The sequence below is a fragment of the Pseudomonas sp. E141 genome, from assembly GCF_052659885.1.
Map to the genome: position 1 here is coordinate 327,276 of NZ_CP084024.1, position 15,933 is coordinate 343,208.

The window sequence follows — 15,933 nt, forward strand, 5'->3', positions numbered from 1 at the left end:
ATCCAACCTCTCTGTATCGGACATGCCCCCCATCGCGAGCAGGCTCGCTCCCACAGGGTTTGGTGCTGTGCCCGAGAATTGTGGACAACAATCCTGAGCCTCTGCGAAACCGCGACATAAAGTCGCCGCAAACAGTTGTTTTGTCACGGTTTTGACTTGTCCCCGTTTGCTGTGGAACCGGCTGTGGGTAAGGTGGGAGTAGCTGGCTGTAAGCCTCTGAATACGTGGCTTTCAGGCGTGTGGTTGTTTTTTGATCAGAGGTTTTCGGTCAGGCGGGTACGAGGGTTGTCAACACTTTTATGAGGGTCGCCAAAGGCTTGAAAATCTGTGCGCAAGCCTGTGGATAAGTCTGTGATTAAACTCTGGAAAGACCGCGCTGAGGGCCGAATTTGCTGGCTTGAAGCCATCGTTCTTTTTACCGTCGGCTTATAGCAGATAAGTCGATCTGCACAACCTGCATTGCAGGGTCAAGGGAAAAAATTTTCCAAATCCCTCGCAAAGCCTTATGCACAGCGGCTTGGGGAGTTTGCACTTGCCCCCGATTGCTGTGGACCCGCCTGTGGATAAGGTGCGGGCAACCGCCTGTGGCCCTTGTTTCATAAGGCCTGGCGCCGATTGGTTGTTTTATGAGCAATGCTCGAATGAAACCTCGCTTCCAGAAGTCTTGCCCATGCTGTGCCAGGCCGGGCATGCTGTGGGCCGATTTCCATTCATTGGCTGTTTTGAGCCCCAAGGAGAACACGATGTCCAACACCCTGTTTATTACCGGCGCAACGTCCGGTTTCGGTGAAGCCTGTGCCCGTCGTTTTGCCGAAGCAGGCTGGAAACTGGTGCTGACCGGTCGTCGTGAAGAACGCCTCACTGCCCTGTGCGCCGAGTTGTCGAAGCAGACTGAAGTCCATGGTCTGGTGCTTGACGTGCGTGACCGCACAGCCATGGAGGAGGCGATCGCCAACCTGCCACCGTCCTTCGCCAAGTTGCGGGGCTTGATCAACAACGCCGGTCTGGCGCTGGGCGTTGATCCCGCGCCCAAGTGCGACCTCGATGACTGGGACACGATGGTCGATACCAACGTGAAAGGTTTGATCTACAGCACCCGCCTGCTGTTGCCGCGGCTGATCGCTCATGGCCGTGGTGCCGGGATCGTCAACCTGGGGTCCATCGCCGGCAACTATCCGTACCCAGGCAGCCACGTGTACGGGGCGAGCAAGGCGTTCGTCAAACAGTTCTCCCTGAACCTGCGTTGCGATCTGCAAGGCACTGGCGTGCGGGTAAGCAACATCGAGCCGGGTCTGTGCGAGAGCGAGTTTTCCCTGGTGCGCTTTGCGGGTGATCAGGAACGCTACAACGCGACCTATGCCGGGGCCGAGCCGATCCAGCCGCAGGATATCGCCGACACCATTTTCTGGGTGCTCAACACACCGGCCCACATCAACATCAACAGCCTGGAATTGATGCCTGTGAGCCAGACCTGGGCCGGGTTTGCCATTGAGCGCAACAAGGCGTAAGACCGCGTTATCGTTCATCGCGGGCAAGCCTTGCTCCCACAGAGTGGGCTCATCTATGGGGGCAAGGTCGGCCAAATGCCTGTGGGAGCAAGGCTTGCCCGCGATAGCGATTTACCGGTCAGACCAGATAATCAGCCAGCCCGCGATAGCAGGTCAGCAGGTGATACGGCGTGGTCGATGGCATGTCCTGGCGGCTGACAGTGCCGTCGGCGTCCAGGCATTCGTTCCAGCCGTTGGCATGCAGGAAGTGCTGCTGCAACGCCTGTAGTTGATGCAGCAATGCGCCCTGATTGCCCGGGCGTAATGTCAGTGCCCGCAAATATTCCGCCTGAGCCCAGATGCGCTGGGTGGCGTCCCGCGGTACCTGTGATCCCAGGCTCAGCATGGCGCACACCGCGCCGGACTGCGGGCTCACGCCTTGCTGTTCGGTACGGCTGAAGCTGCTCTCAAGGGCTGTGTGCAACTTGCCGCCGCGCAACAGGGGCGATGAGGCCAGCAAGTAATACCACTCGAACTGATGGCCTGGCTCAAACCAGTTATCCACAGCCTTGACCGGTTTCTCCATCATGACGCGCTGCTGCGGGTCGATGAAGTGCTTGAACATGGCATCGCACAGGGCCAGCAATGCCTGGCGCACGTTGATGTCGTCGCGAACCGAGAGGGTGGCGAGGAAGGCTTCGGCCAGGTGCATCAACGGGTTTTGCAGCGGGCCGGATGCGCGGGTCGACCAATCGCGTCCCAGGCTGGCCTCGTAAAGGCCGTCTCCGGTCGCAAAGCGCCGGGCGATGACTTCCAGGGCCGCGTTGAGTACCGACTCCACCAGCGGCTCGCGGACCTTGCTCCAGTAATGGGCACAGGCAAACAGGATGAAAGCATGGGTGTAGAGGTCTTTGCCGGTGTCCAGCGGTACGCCTTGGGGGTCAATGCTGTAGAACCAGCCACCATGTTCGCCATCATGGAAGTGCCGCTGCAGCGAGCGGAACAGTGCGCCAGCCCGTTCTTCGGCCTGTGGCGCTTCGCCGATCAGGCTGGCGAACACGTATAGCTGTCGCGCACAGGCCATCGCCCGGTAGCGCTGGGGCTCGAGCGGCGTGTGCCGGGTATCGAGGGATTCATAGGGCAGCGCCAGCTCGGCATTCCATCCCGGGCCTTGCCACATCGGCACGATCACGTCGTGAAAGTGCTGACGTACCGTGGCGAACAGGGCAGTCAGTTCAGGTGCAGGAGCGGGGCGGGAAGCATCGGGCATTGGTGGACGTCGTCACGGCTGGAGGGGTGATTGCGCGACATGGTAGCAGAGTGGCAAGTTCGAGAGAGGCGAGGCCTTCCAGTCCGTCATCGCGAGCAGGCTCGCTCCCACATTTATTGGCGTACGCCATACCCTGTGGGAGCGAGCCTGCTCGCGATTAGCCTTGATGGGTGCTGAAAATCAACCCGCCAACAACCACACTCCAGCCGCCGCCGAACCCGCTCCGGCCAGACGCACCAGAGGGGCGGCCGCTTGCGGCAAGACGCGAACCACGGCGTAGCCTGCGCCATGCAACGCCGCCGTCGCCGCGACAAAACCGGCCGCATAAGCCCAAGGGCTTGTCATGTCCGGCAGTTCCAGACCATGGGCCACGCCATGGAACAGCGCGAACACCGCCGTCGCGCCAATCGCCAGGCTCAGCGGCGGGCGCACCGCCAGTGCCACCGCCAGGCCTAAGGCCAGCACCGAGGCGGCAATCCCGCTTTCCAGCGCAGGCAGGTCCAGGCCTTCAAAGCCAAGCAAACCGCCGATCAGCATGCTGACGACGAAGGTGCACGGCAGCGCCCAGCGCGCCGCGCCTTGTTGTTGGGCGGCCCACAAGCCGACCGCCAGCATGGCCAGCAGATGATCCAGCCCGCCGATGGGGTGACCGAGGCCGGCCATCAGGCCGTTATCGCCATGGCCAGGGTGAGCAAAGGCCAAGGCCGGGGTCAGCAACAGGGCGAGGGCGCCAAGCAGGCGTTTGAATGTCATGGATAAGCTTCCTTGTTGAACGTGTGAACAGTTGAAGTTGAAAAATCAGGCGGCGGTCAGCAGGCCCTGGCGTTCGATGAAGGCGATGATCTGCTCCAGGCCCTGGCCGGTTTTCTGGTTGCTGAACACGAACGGCTTGCCGTTGCGCATCCGACGGGTGTCGCTGTCCATCATTTCCAGGGACGCACCCACCAGTGGCGCCAGGTCGATCTTGTTGATCACCAGCAAGTCGGATTTACAGATGCCCGGCCCGCCTTTGCGCGGCAGCTTGTCGCCGGCCGAGACATCGATCACATAAATGGTCAGGTCCGACAGCTCTGGGCTGAAGGTCGCCGAAAGGTTATCGCCGCCCGATTCCACCAGGATCAGATCCAGCCCTGGAAACCGTCGGTTCAATTGATCCACGGCCTCAAGGTTGATCGAGGCGTCTTCGCGGATCGCCGTGTGCGGGCAACCACCGGTTTCCACGCCGATGATCCGCTCCGGCGCCAAGGCTTCGTTGCGCACCAGAAAGTCGGCATCTTCACGGGTGTAGATGTCGTTGGTGACCACCGCCAGGTTGTAGCGTTCACGCAGGGCCAGGCACAGGGCCAGGGTCAGGGCGGTTTTGCCGGAGCCTACCGGGCCGCCGATACCGACGCGCAGAGGTTGTGTATTCATGAGGGTCTCCTAGGAACGGAACAGGCGGCTGTACTGGCGCTCATGGGCCATACACGCCAGGGACAGGCCAAACGTGGCGCTGCCGTAATGGTCGGGATCAATGTTCGAGGCGTTGTGTTGAGCCTGTTGCAGCAGTGGCAGCAGTTCGCTGGTCAGGCGCTGGGCGGCTTGCTGGCCCAGGGGCAGGGTCTTCATCAGGACGGCCAACTGGTTTTCCAGCCAGCTCCATAACCAGGCGGCCAGGGCGTCCTGGGGGCTGATGTTCCAGGCGCGGGCGGCCAAAGCCCAGCCCAGGGCCAGGTGCGGTTCAGTACGTTGTTCAAGAAAGCGCCGTGCCGCGGCATCGAGTTCCAGCAGGCCGCCCAGCAACTGCTGCAACGAATAACCCATCTGCCGACTTTCCTGATGCAGCTCGCGGGTTTCCCGGCTGGCGCGGTGTTCCTCGCAGTGTTGCAGCAAGGCGTCCCAGTCGTCGGCGGCGGCGGCGGTGCAGTGGGCCAGTAGCAAAGGCGCCTCGAAGCGTGCCAGGTTCAACAGCAACTGATCGCTGATCCAGCGACGGGCGTCGTCGCCGGTTTTGACCTGGCCGTTATCCACTGCCATCTCCAATCCCTGGGAATAGCTGTAGCCGCCGATCGGCAATTGCGGGCTGGCCAGACGCAGCAGCGCCCACGCCGGGTTCATGTGCGTACGCCGAACTGATGCAGGCGTGGCGCGTAGTTGAAATCTTCGTCGCCGTGTCGGGAATGATGATGGCCGCCGCCATACGCGCCGTGTTCCGGTTGGAACGGCGCCTCTATGTTTTCGGCACTGGCACCCAGTTGCTCGAGCATCGCCTTGAGCACGTAATCGTCCAGCAGGCGCAGCCAGCCATCGCCCACTTGCAGGGCGACATGGCGATTGCCCAGGTGATAGGCCGCGCGGGTCAGTTCAAATGCATTGGCGCAGGTGACATGCAGCAATTGTTCGGGGCGGGCGCAGACGCGCACGATGCGTCCGTCTTCAGCTTGCAGGCATTCGCCGTCGTATAACGGCGGCTGACCTCGCTCAAGGAACAACCCCACATCTTCACCCTCGGCACTGAAACAGCGCAGGCGGCTTTTGCTGCGGGCGTCGAAGGTCAGGTGCAGCTCGGCGTCCCAGCGGGGTTGAGTGTCGATTCTGCGATGAATCACCAGCATCGGAGTGCTTCCAGCAATGAACGGTGCTGTGTTTAGAGCAAGGGGCTTGCCAATCGAAGAAGGTGTAGGAAATAGCTGGGATGGCGTTTCAGGATGGGGCGGATTGCGTGCCGTTATGGTGCGCTTGTCGATGTCGCGCACCATTTTGCAGCTTGCGCGAAACACTGTGGGAGCGAGCCTGCTCGCGATATCAGTGCATCAGAAAATCAACGCTGACTGACCCACCGCTATCGCGAGCAGGCTCGCTCCCACAAAGGAAACGTCTCGGTGGCTACTCGGTACTGCCCAGCCCTTGCCAATGTTTGAGGCCAATAAAGATGAACCGCAGTTGCTGGGTAATCTTCGCCTGGGGCGTGAGGTGTTCGGGGAGAGCGTGAGCGGGTGGGTCGATGATGTCAGGCAGGGTGGCGAACACGCTTTTGACGATCAGATCGGCCATTACGCTCAAAGCGGCAAGGTCCAGGTGCTGCAACTTGGGCATCAATGCCAGGTCGGCGGCCAGGTCCGAGCTGATGCCTTCACGCAGACAGGCGATGGCCTTGCGCACGGGCAGCGAGCCGCCGTATTGCTCACGGGCCAAAAACAGGAATTGCGAACGGTTGGCTTGGACCACGTCGAGGAAAATACGCACGGAGGCATCAATGATGCCGCCCATGACGAATTCGTTGTGGCGTACCAGCCGGATCGTTTCGCGAAAGGTCTGACCGACTTCGCTGACCAGAGCCAGGCCCAGTTGGTCCATGTCGTCGAAATGCCGGTAGAACCCGGTGGGGACGATGCCGGCGGTCCTGGCGACTTCGCGCAGGCTCAGGCTGCCGAACCCTCGGCCGCACTCCATCAAATGACGGGCTGCATCCATCAAGGCATTTCGGGTCTGTTGTTTCTGTTCGGCGCGGGGCAGCATCGCAGGGCTGACTTCTGATTCACGGAAGCGACGCACTCTAGCAAATCGGCTTTGCCGACGTCGAACGGTAGAGGGGGGATATAGCGGGAAACGAGGTTCTCGGAAAGTCAAAAGCCCGATTGCAGGAATCGGGCTTTTTTCCAGGCCACCATGGGCTCAGCTCACTGCGCTGTTGCGTTCGATCACACGGTCACCACCACCTTCGGCAATGGCGCCCTGTGGGGTGCGCTCGTAGCCACCTTCAACCAGGCCTTTTTCTTCCAGGCGGTCACGGCCACCTTCAGCGACTTCCTGACCCTGAGGGGTACGTTCGTAGCCACCTTCAGCCACTTCCTGGCCCTGAGGGGTACGTTCGTAGCCGCCTTCGGCTACTTCTTGACCTTGAGGGGTACGTTCGTAGCCGCCTTCAGCCACTTCCTGACCTTGACGGGTCTGGTCGAAGCCATCTTCAGCAACGGTCTGGCTATAGACCGAACGGCTGTCTTTAACCTGCGGCGTGGCTTGTTCGGAGGCTGGCAGTGCGAAAGCAGTGGAGGCCAGCATTGAAAGGGTGAGGCTCATCAGTAATTGGCGTTTCATGATCATTGCTCCTTGGGAGGGCGATAAAGTGGGTACGGAGGCAATGCTACTCTCGATAAGTCGATATAAAAGTTCATAAAGACAATGGTAATAATCAACGGAATTGATTGTTCTGTGGAAAGGCTCTAGAACGGGCCTTTGCGAGGCGTGGTTTTGCAGTGGGTATTTTGTACCCATTGATGCCACGCAAAAGTGCGGGGGCGGTAACAGGTAGTTGGCGGTTTGGTCAGGATTTTTTCAGTTTTTTGTACCGCCCGTCGCCCAAAGTGTTAAACCAGTTGGCCGTATCGCCAGTCCTACTCTTCACAACGAGCCGATTACAGGCTCGTGTTTCCAAGGCGTCGCCGTCCGGACGCAGATTTGTCATCAGGAGCCTTGTGCATGACGCGCACCTCAAAAATCTTCGCCTGGACCTTCGCCAGCCTTGTTTTCCTGCTGGCCGTATTGGTGCTGGTCATCGCGTTCTTCGATTGGAACCGGATAAAGCCGCCGCTCAATGCCAAGGTTTCCGAAGAGTTGCATCGCCCGTTCGCCATCAATGGCAACCTGGCGGTGGTCTGGCAGCGCGAACCGCTGGAAGGCGGCTGGCGGGCCTGGGTGCCGTGGCCCCATGTGGTGGCCGAAGACTTGAGCTTGGGCAACCCGGACTGGTCGAAAACTGCGCAAATGGTCACGCTCAAGCGCGTCGAATTACGCATTTCGCCCCTGGCCTTGCTGGCCCGGCGAGTGGCAATTCCCCGCATCGACCTGACCGAGCCCGACGCCAACCTGCAACGCCTGGCCGATGGTCGCGCCAACTGGACGTTCGAGTTCGATCCGAAAGACCCCGACGCCGAGCCGTCCAGATGGGTCGTGGACATTGGCACCATCGGCTTTGACAAAGGCCATGTCACTGTTGATGACCAGACGCTGAAAACCCGCCTGGACCTGTTGATCGACCCGTTGGGCAAACCCATCCCGTTCAGCGATATCGTCGGCGACAAAGCTGCGAAAAAAGCCCGGGACGCAGGTGCGGCTCCCCAGGATTATGCGTTTGCCTTCAAGGTCAACGGCCAGTACCACGGGCAGAACCTGGCAGGCTCCGGCAAGGTCGGTGGCCTGTTGGCTCTGCAGGATGCCTCGCAACCTTTTCCGTTGCACGCTCAGGCGAAGATCGGTGATACCCGTGTCGAGCTGGCCGGCACGCTGACCGACCCGATGAACCTGGGGGCGCTGGATCTGCGCTTGAAGCTGGCCGGGAACAGCCTGGCCAATCTTTATCCGCTGACCGGCGTGACCCTGCCGGATTCGCCGCCCTATTCCACCGATGGCCGCCTGATCGCCAAACTCCACGAGCCCGGCGGGGCACTGTTTCGTTATGAGGCCTTCAACGGCAAGATCGGCGATAGCGATATTCACGGTGACCTGGCCTACGTTGCCAGCCAGCCGCGGCCAAAACTCAGTGGCGCGCTGGTGTCCAATCAACTGTTGTTCAGCGACCTGGCCCCCCTGATCGGCGCCGATTCCAACGCCGAACAAAAGGCCCGAGGCGGCGCGAGCAAACAGCCGTCCGACAAAGTACTGCCCGTGGAAGAGTTTCGTACCGAGCGCTGGGGCGTGATGGATGCCGATGTGGAGTTCACTGGCAAACGAATCGTCCACAGTGAGCAGTTACCGTTCACCGACCTTTACACGCATCTGGTGCTCAACGACGGCCAACTAAGCCTCGAGCCCCTGCGCTTCGGTGTGGCCGGTGGCCGGCTCGACGCGCAGATCCGCCTCAACGGCCGCACCCGGCCCCTTGAGGGACAGGCGAAGCTGACGGCGCGGGGTTTCAAGCTCAAGGAGTTGTTCCCCGGTTTCGCGCCGATGAAAACCAGCTTCGGTGAGCTGAACGGCGATGCCGATATCGCCGGCCGTGGCAATTCGGTGGCGGCGTTGCTGGGCACCTCCAACGGCACGTTGAAAATGCTCATCAATGACGGCGCCATCAGTCGGGAACTGATGGAACTGGCGGGGCTGAACGTCGGCAACTATGTGATGGGTAAAATCTTTGGCGACGAGGAAGTGAAGATCAACTGCGCAGCAGCGGACTTCGACATCAAGACCGGCCTGGCGACCACTCGCCTGTTCGTGTTCGACACGGCGAACGCGATTATTTATGTCGATGGCACGGCGAACATGGCCACCGAACAACTGGACCTGACCATCACTCCGGAGTCCAAGGGCTGGCGCTTGATTTCCCTGCGCTCGCCCTTGTACGTGCGAGGCACCTTCGCCAAGCCGGCGGCGGGCGTCAAGGCCGTGCCGTTGATGCTGCGTGGGGCCGGGATGGTAGCGCTGGGCGTCATTGCCGCGCCGGCGGCCGGGTTGTTGGCCCTGGTTGCGCCCAGCGGTGGCGAGCCGAACCAGTGTGCGCCGTTGCTGGAGCAGATGAAGGCCGGCAGGGCGCCGGTGACGGTCAAGCCAACCCGCTAGCCAGGCTTTGCGGTGAGGTTACTGGCCCCATCGCGAGCAGGCTCGCTCCCACATCGACCGCGACAGGACACGATTCAATGGGGGAGCGAGCCTGCTCGCGATAGCGGTATTACAAATCGGCCAGAATGTCGGCCATGTCATCGGCATGCTCTTCTTCCTGAGCCAGGATGTCTTCGAAGATTCGCCGGGTGGTCGGGTCCTTTTCGCCGATGTACTGGATGATTTCCCGGTAGCTGTCGATGGCGATCCGTTCGGCGACCAGGTCTTCGTAGACCATTTCCTTGAGGGTGTTCCCCGCCACGTACTGGGCGTGGGAGTTACGGGTCAACAGGTCGGGGTTGAACTCCGGCTCGCCGCCCAACTGCACAATGCGCTCAGCGAGCTTGTCGGCGTGTTCGGCTTCCTGGTTGGCGTGTTCGAGAAACTCGCTGGCCGCCACGCTGGCCTTGAGGCCGGTGGCCATGAAGTAGTGGCGCTTGTAGCGCAGCACGCACACCAGCTCCGTGGCCAGCGCTTCATTGAGCAGGCGAATGACTTCCGGTCGATCGGCGCTGTAGCCCTCGGTCACCGCGCCGTTCTGCACGTTCTGCCGTGCCCGTTCGCGCAGGGTGGTTACATCGGATAGGTGCATGTCACTCATAGCATTCTCCTGGAGGCTGATCCGGTAGGGCGTCACGCTCTGTTGGCGTGATCGCTCTAAATCTGAGTGACGCGATCCTCGAAAAGTTTTACCGAATTTATCAGTGCATGAGCGGACTGCCGCGCCTCTTCCTCCAGCCACTGGAAGAATGCCCGCACCGGTGGATGGCGTTCACGGCCTGGAACGCACAGGGCACTGTAGCCAGCGCCGTTGACCTGAATCTGCGGCCGATAAGCCACCAACAGGCCACTGGCGAGGCTTTCGGAAGCGAGGATGTTGCTCGCCAGTACCAGGCCTTGCCCGGCTATCGCCGCTTGCAGGGCGTAATGCTCCTCATCGTACTCGCGCATGCAAGGTTGCCGGGTCAGCCAGGTTTCGCCGGCCTGAGCGCACCAGGCTTCCCAGCCATGGGCATACAGTTTGGAATTGTGCCAGCGCACGCTGATCAGCGTGGGCTGCCTCTGCGCGGCCAGGGCCACTTGTTCCGGCGAGCCGTACACGCCGAAGTGTTCATCGAAAAGGCACAGGCCGTACAGGTTCGGGTAGCTGTCCAGGCTGTAGCGCACCACCAGATCGACGCTGGCGTCCTGATGCAGATCGACCACTTCGCAGTGGGTGTCCAGGCGCACGTTGATATTCGGATGACGCGCATAAAACCGGCCCAGGCGCGGCACCAGCCACAGGGTGGCAAACGCTGCGGTGGTGGACAGTGTCAGGTGAGTGTTGGTGCGTTGCGGGCGCAGGGTGTCGACGCTTTGCGCCACTTCCAGCAGGGCCCCGTGCAGGCTGTGGAACAAGCGTTGGCCGCCGTCGGTGAGCCGCACCTGGCGCGGCTGGCGTTCGAACAGCTGCACACCTAGCCAGGTTTCCAGGGCGCGGATCTGATGGGAAACCGCTGTGGGTGTCACCGACAGCTCCGCCGCCGCAGCCTTGAAGCTGAGCAGCCGTGCGGCAGACTCAAAGGCCCGCAGTGCGTTGAGGGGCAGCGTGGCAAACATTACTGATCTCCTGAAGTGCCATGGGTGAAATTAACTCATCTTGCGTGACGAGCCCTCATTTGCCCGGCTACCGCGTTGGACATCAAGCTTTAAGCCGAAAAGTTCTATTGATTGTAGTCGCAACCCAAGGAGATTCAGATGAGCAAAATTCTTGTCGTGCATGGCAGCCCTCGTGGCGAGCGTTCTCACTCCCGACGCCTGACCGAAAGCTTTGTCTCGGCCTGGCAGGCGGCCCATCCGCACTCCCAGCTGAGCCGGCGCGAAGTGGGGCGCACCGTGATTCCTCCGGTCAACGAAGCGTTCATCGCGGCGGCGTTCTACCCCGAACCGCAAGCCCGACCGCTGACCATGCAGGCGGATCTGGCACTCAGTGATGCATTGGTGACGGAGTTGCAGGCCCATGATCGGTTGGTGATCTCCGCGCCCATGCACAACTTCAGCGTGCCCAGCGGTGTAAAAGCCTGGATCGACCAGATCGTGCGAATCGGGCTGACGTTCAACCACAGCCTGGATAACGGCGTGTCGCAGTACGAACCGCTGGTACTGGGCAAGAAAGCGCTGATCGTGACCAGTCGTGGCGACTTCGGTTTCGGGCCGGGTGGTCAGCTTGAAGGGATGAACCACGCCGACACGCTGCTGCGCACCGTGCTGGGTTTTATCGGTATCACCGATGTGACGGTGGTTGCCGCCGAAGGTGAGGAGTCGGCTGAGCGCAGTTTCGCCCAATCCTGTGCCGAGGCCGAGCAACGCTTGCTGGGGTTGGCGCAGACGTTCTGATGGCGCGGGTGTCATAGACTGGTCATCATCGATACCGATGCTGACCACCTATTGATCAAGGATGTCGCCATGTCACAACAGTGCGCCACTCGTTACCCGCTGGTGCTGGTCCCCGGAATGCTCGGGTTCATTCGTCTGGTGCTGTATCCGTATTGGTACGGGATCGTCTCGGCGTTGCGCCGGGGTGGGGCAGTGGTGGTTGCTGTGCAGGTGTCACCGCTGCACTCATCCGAGGTGCGCGGCGAGCAGTTGCTCGCGCGGATCGAGGAGATCCTCACACAAACCGGTGCGCAGAAGGTCAACCTGATCGGCCACAGCCAGGGCGCCCTCACGGCACGCTACGCGGCGGCCAAGCGCCCGGACCTGGTGGCATCGGTCACTTCGGTGGCCGGCACCAACCATGGGTCCGAGCTGGCTGATTACCTGCAGGCCCATTACCCGGCCAACAGCGCCAAGGGTCGCCTGCTCAGTGCTTTGCTGCGGTTGATCAGCGCCCTGATGAGCCTGCTGGAAACCGGTTATCGCGGGCCCCGGTTGCCGGTGGATATCCAGGCGTCCCACGCCTCTCTCACTACCGCGGGCGTGGCCCTGTTCAACGAGCAATATCCCCAAGGCCTGCCAGAAACGTGGGGCGGGAACGGACCGGAAGTGGTCAATGGCGTGCGTTATTACTCCTGGTCCGGAACCTTGCAGCCAGGCAAGACCAACAGGGGGCGTAACCTGTTTGATGGCACCCACCGGAGTTGCCGGCTGTTCGCCCGCACTTTCGTGCGTGAGGCCGGGCAATGCGACGGCATGGTCGGGCGTTACAGCTCGCATTTGGGCACGGTGATCGGCGATGACTATCCGCTGGATCACTTCGATATCGTCAACCAGTCGTTGGGGCTGGTGGGCAAGGGCGCCGAGCCGGTTCGCTTGTTCGTCGAGCATGCGCAGCGGTTGAAGGCTGCTGGCGTGTAGGGCTTCAGGTCGGGTTGTCCGTCATCGCGAGCAGGCTCGCTCCCACATTCGGATCGGGTTTCTTCTGGCGGAGTGCGGTCAACTGTGGGAGCGAGCCTGCTCGCGATGACGGTCAATCAGGCACGGAAATTCGCGCAGATGAAGGTGTAACAGGCGTTGTCTACACTGCACCTCATCGCCGTACCCATCGTGCGGCAGCCAGGAGAAAACATCATGAAGATGCTGCGTGTTCCTTTGTTGGTGATCGGGTTGCTGCTGTCTTCCCAGGGTTTCGCCGCCACGGCCCAACAGAACAAGATGACCACCTGCAATGCCGACGCTACCGCCAAGGCCCTCAAGGGCGACGAGCGCAAAGCCTTCATGAGCAACTGCCTCAAGGCCACCCCCGTCGATGCCAGCACCCCGCAGGAACGCATGAAAACCTGCAACGCCACGGCCACGACCCAGGCACTGAAAGGCGATGCGCGTAAAGCGTTCATGAGTGAGTGTCTGAAGAAAAAATAACCGCCGGGATTTTTTCAGACGGTGAAGGCCTCATCGCGAGCAGGCTCGCTCCCACAGTTGATTTGCACTGCCCGGTCCATTGTGGGAGCGAGCCTGCTCGCGATGGGGCCGGCAAAGGCGCTACAAAAAAACACCTGCACTGTGATCGAGGTCAGCCGATACAATCCCTAGTGCTGTTGGTGGAACGCTGGCAGACTGCCGATCCTTTCACGCCGTTTTGTTCTGAGGCTGTATGCCAACGTTTTCTCAGCGTCATGTCTTGTTGGTGATCAGTTGGGTGATCATTTTTGGTGGGTTGTTGCTGGTGCTGCCACTGCGCCTGTTGCCGAGCCTTTTGGCCGGTTTGCTGGTGTTCGAGCTGGTCAACATGCTCACCCCGCAGTTGCAACGGCTGATCGAGGGCCGGCGGGCCCGCTGGTTGGCGGTGGCGCTGCTGGGCACGCTGGTGGTCAGTGTGCTGTCGTTGATTTTCGCCGGGGCCTTCAGTTTCCTGCTCCATGAGGCGGAAAACCCTGGCGCATCCCTGGACATGTTCATGACGGTGGTCGACCGCGCCCGGGGGCAGTTGCCACCGTTCATCGACGCCTACCTGCCGGCCAGCGCGGCCGAGTTTCGGGTGGCCATTGGCGACTGGATGAGCAAGCACCTGAGCGAGCTGCAGTTGGTGGGCAAGGATGCGGCCCACATGTTCGTGACGTTGTTGATCGGCATGGTCCTGGGGGCTATCGTCGCCCTGCAGCGCATCCCCGACCTGACCAAGCGCAAGCCCCTGGCGGCGGCGCTGTTCGACCGTCTGAGCCTGTTGGTCAAGGCGTTCCGCAACATTGTGTTCGCCCAGATCAAGATTTCCCTGCTCAACACCTTTTTCACCGGGATTTTCCTGGCGGTGGTGCTGCCGCTGTTCGGCATCCACCTGCCGCTGACCAAGACCCTGATCGTCATGACGTTCCTGTTGGGGCTGCTGCCGGTCATTGGCAACCTGATGTCCAACACCCTGATCACCATCGTCGCCTTGTCGCTGTCGATCTGGGTGGCAATGGCGGCGCTGGGTTACCTGATCGTGATCCACAAGCTCGAATACTTCCTCAATGCCCGCATCGTCGGTGGGCAGATCAGCGCCAAGTCCTGGGAATTGCTCATGGCGATGCTGGTGTTCGAAGCGGCGTTCGGTCTGCCGGGCGTGGTGGCGGGGCCGATTTATTATGCTTACTTGAAGAGTGAGTTGAAGCAGGTGGGGATGGTTTGATCCGGTGGGTGTGGCGTCTGATCTGGCGCCATCGCGAGCAAGCTCGCTCCCACAGTGGACCGGATTTCTTCAGAAGGAACGCGGTTGACTGTGGGAGCGAGCTTGCTCGCGATGCAGGCGCCTCGGTGTCAGGTCAGACCTGCGTGCCGTAGCGCTTCATCGCCTCGATCGCCAGCCCGCTACCGATACTGCCGAAGATATTGCCTTCCACATGCCGCGCTTGGGGCAGCATCGCCGAGACGCTGTTGCGCAGTGCCGGGATGCCGCTGGAGCCGCCGGTAAAGAACACCGTATCCACCTGATCGACGCGTACGTTGGCATCGTTGAGCAATTGCGTGACGCTGCCGCGCACCCGCTCCAGCAGGCCGTCGATGGCCGATTCGAACAGTTCCCGGCTCAGGTCCACACTCAGGCCTGCCTCGATTCGGTCCAGGAGCAAATGGCGCTGGTCGCTGTGAGTCAGCTGGATCTTGGTTTCTTCCACTTCCATCGCCAGCCAGTGCCCCGCGCGCTGTTCGATCAACTTGAACAACCGGTCGATGCCGCCGGTGTCTTCGATGTCGTAGCGCATGCTGCCCAGGGCCAGGGTGGATTTCTGCGAGTACACCGCGTTGATGGTGTGCCAGGTCGCCAGGTTCATGTGGTGGCTGGTGGGCATGTAGGCGCCGCTTTTCATGCGGCTGCCGTAGCCGAACAGCGGCATCAGGCCGGCCAGCGAGAGCTGCTTGTCGAAGTCGGTGCCGCCGATGTGCACGCCACCGGTGGCGAGGATGTCGGCGTGACGGTTGTCATGGGTGCGCCGCTCGGGCGACAGGCGTACCAGGGAGAAGTCCGAAGTACCGCCACCGATGTCGACGATCAGTACCAGCTCTTCCCTCTCGATGGTCGACTCATAGTCGAAGGCCGCCGCGATGGGCTCATACTGGAACGAGACTTCCTTGAAGCCGATGGCGCGGGCCACGTCCACCAGGGTGTTCTCCGCTTCCTGATCGGCCATTTCATCGTCGTCGACGAAAAATACCGGGCGACCCAGTACCACTTCTTCGAATTCCCGACCGGCGGTGGCCTCAGCGCGCTTCTTCAACTGGCCGATGAACAGTCCCAAAAGATCCTTGAACGGCATGGCCGTGCCCAGCACGCTGGTGTCGTGCTTGATCAGCTTGGACCCCAGCAGGCTCTTGAGCGAGCGCATCAGCCGGCCTTCGTAGCCTTCCAGGTACTCGTGCAGGGCCAGGCGGCCATACACCGGGCGGCGTTCCTCGAGATTGAAAAAGACCACCGAGGGCAGGGTGATCTTGTCGTCCTCCAGCGCAATCAGCGTTTCCATGCCGGGGCGCAGCCAGCCGACAGTGGAGTTGGACGTGCCAAAGTCGATGCCGCAGGCACGGGCCGGAGATGCGTTTTTCATGTCTTTCGGATTCCAGTTGAAAAAACGGCCGCGCAGTGTATGTCAGTGCGGCACGGATTCGAAGGCCGGTTATCTGCTAATTCGTAAACTCTGGCCTTGAAAGACAGCG

General features: G+C 61.0%; 16 protein-coding genes. 6 read left to right on the forward strand and 10 right to left on the reverse strand.

The features are described from left to right. Nucleotides 1-743: 743 nt before the first annotated feature. On the forward strand, nt 744-1,508 hold the full coding sequence (locus GKKCFE_RS01380) for an SDR family oxidoreductase (protein WP_047227340.1): 765 nt from the start codon (nt 744-746) through the stop codon (nt 1,506-1,508). A gap of 118 nt (nt 1,509-1,626) precedes the next feature. Here GKKCFE_RS01380 and GKKCFE_RS01385 read toward each other — a convergent pair whose 3' ends face one another. The 7 genes from GKKCFE_RS01385 to GKKCFE_RS01415 all read right to left on the reverse strand — a co-directional run bounded on the left by GKKCFE_RS01385 (nt 1,627) and on the right by GKKCFE_RS01415 (nt 6,834). Next, nucleotides 1,627-2,757: an AGE family epimerase/isomerase gene (locus GKKCFE_RS01385; RefSeq protein WP_445577401.1), complete on the reverse strand. Its 1,131-nt coding sequence runs from the start codon at nt 2,755-2,757 to the stop codon at nt 1,627-1,629. 180 nt (nt 2,758-2,937) lie between these two features. Then, entirely contained in the window at nt 2,938-3,510 is a 573-nt protein-coding gene (locus GKKCFE_RS01390; protein ID WP_047227342.1) for a HupE/UreJ family protein, read from the reverse strand. Nucleotides 3,511-3,555: 45 nt separating this feature from the next. Next, the gene (gene ureG / locus GKKCFE_RS01395; RefSeq protein ID WP_047227343.1) at nt 3,556-4,170 is read right to left on the reverse strand and encodes an urease accessory protein UreG; all 615 of its coding nucleotides are present in this window, start codon (nt 4,168-4,170) and stop codon (nt 3,556-3,558) included. A gap of 9 nt (nt 4,171-4,179) precedes the next feature. Then, nucleotides 4,180-4,854 carry an urease accessory protein UreF gene (locus tag GKKCFE_RS01400; RefSeq protein WP_445577402.1) on the reverse strand — a complete coding sequence of 225 codons (675 nt, stop codon included), beginning with the start codon at nt 4,852-4,854 and terminating at the stop codon, nt 4,180-4,182. Further along, nucleotides 4,851-5,351 carry an urease accessory protein UreE gene (ureE, locus tag GKKCFE_RS01405; protein WP_047227345.1) on the reverse strand — a complete coding sequence of 167 codons (501 nt, stop codon included), beginning with the start codon at nt 5,349-5,351 and terminating at the stop codon, nt 4,851-4,853. The genes GKKCFE_RS01400 and ureE overlap by 4 nt, the downstream gene beginning before the upstream one ends. Before the next feature lie 271 nt (nt 5,352-5,622). After that, nucleotides 5,623-6,255 (reverse strand): TetR family transcriptional regulator, encoded by a 633-nt coding sequence (locus GKKCFE_RS01410; protein ID WP_047227346.1) that lies wholly within the window; start codon nt 6,253-6,255, stop codon nt 5,623-5,625. A 156-nt stretch (nt 6,256-6,411) separates the two neighbouring features. Then, entirely contained in the window at nt 6,412-6,834 is a 423-nt protein-coding gene (locus GKKCFE_RS01415; RefSeq protein WP_139048501.1) for a hypothetical protein, read from the reverse strand. Nucleotides 6,835-7,215: 381 nt separating this feature from the next. On the opposite strand from GKKCFE_RS01415, the gene GKKCFE_RS01420 reads away from it, so the two are divergent. Next, on the forward strand, nt 7,216-9,291 hold the full coding sequence (locus tag GKKCFE_RS01420) for an AsmA family protein (RefSeq protein WP_445577403.1): 2,076 nt from the start codon (nt 7,216-7,218) through the stop codon (nt 9,289-9,291). A 109-nt stretch (nt 9,292-9,400) separates the two neighbouring features. Here the strand turns inward: GKKCFE_RS01420 and GKKCFE_RS01425 are convergent, their stop codons facing one another. Next, the gene (locus tag GKKCFE_RS01425) at nt 9,401-9,931 is read right to left on the reverse strand and encodes a ferritin-like domain-containing protein (RefSeq protein WP_047227349.1); all 531 of its coding nucleotides are present in this window, start codon (nt 9,929-9,931) and stop codon (nt 9,401-9,403) included. 56 nt (nt 9,932-9,987) lie between these two features. Then, nucleotides 9,988-10,929: a LysR substrate-binding domain-containing protein gene (locus GKKCFE_RS01430; RefSeq protein ID WP_445577404.1), complete on the reverse strand. Its 942-nt coding sequence runs from the start codon at nt 10,927-10,929 to the stop codon at nt 9,988-9,990. Nucleotides 10,930-11,067: 138 nt separating this feature from the next. Here GKKCFE_RS01430 and GKKCFE_RS01435 point away from each other — a divergent pair, with 138 nt between their 5' ends. From GKKCFE_RS01435 to GKKCFE_RS01450, 4 genes are all read left to right on the forward strand, one after another. Further along, nucleotides 11,068-11,706, forward strand: coding sequence for an FMN-dependent NADH-azoreductase (locus GKKCFE_RS01435; RefSeq protein WP_047227351.1), 639 nt, complete (start codon nt 11,068-11,070; stop codon nt 11,704-11,706). Between the two features lie 69 nt (nt 11,707-11,775). Then, entirely contained in the window at nt 11,776-12,666 is an 891-nt protein-coding gene (locus GKKCFE_RS01440; RefSeq protein WP_445577405.1) for an alpha/beta fold hydrolase, read from the forward strand. Between the two features lie 213 nt (nt 12,667-12,879). Then, on the forward strand, nt 12,880-13,170 hold the full coding sequence (locus tag GKKCFE_RS01445; RefSeq protein WP_047227353.1) for a PsiF family protein: 291 nt from the start codon (nt 12,880-12,882) through the stop codon (nt 13,168-13,170). Between the two features lie 232 nt (nt 13,171-13,402). Further along, nucleotides 13,403-14,416 carry an AI-2E family transporter gene (locus GKKCFE_RS01450; protein ID WP_047227354.1) on the forward strand — a complete coding sequence of 338 codons (1,014 nt, stop codon included), beginning with the start codon at nt 13,403-13,405 and terminating at the stop codon, nt 14,414-14,416. Between the two features lie 133 nt (nt 14,417-14,549). Here GKKCFE_RS01450 and GKKCFE_RS01455 read toward each other — a convergent pair whose 3' ends face one another. Further along, nucleotides 14,550-15,824 (reverse strand): Hsp70 family protein, encoded by a 1,275-nt coding sequence (locus GKKCFE_RS01455; RefSeq protein WP_047227355.1) that lies wholly within the window; start codon nt 15,822-15,824, stop codon nt 14,550-14,552. Nucleotides 15,825-15,933: the final 109 nt, after the last annotated feature.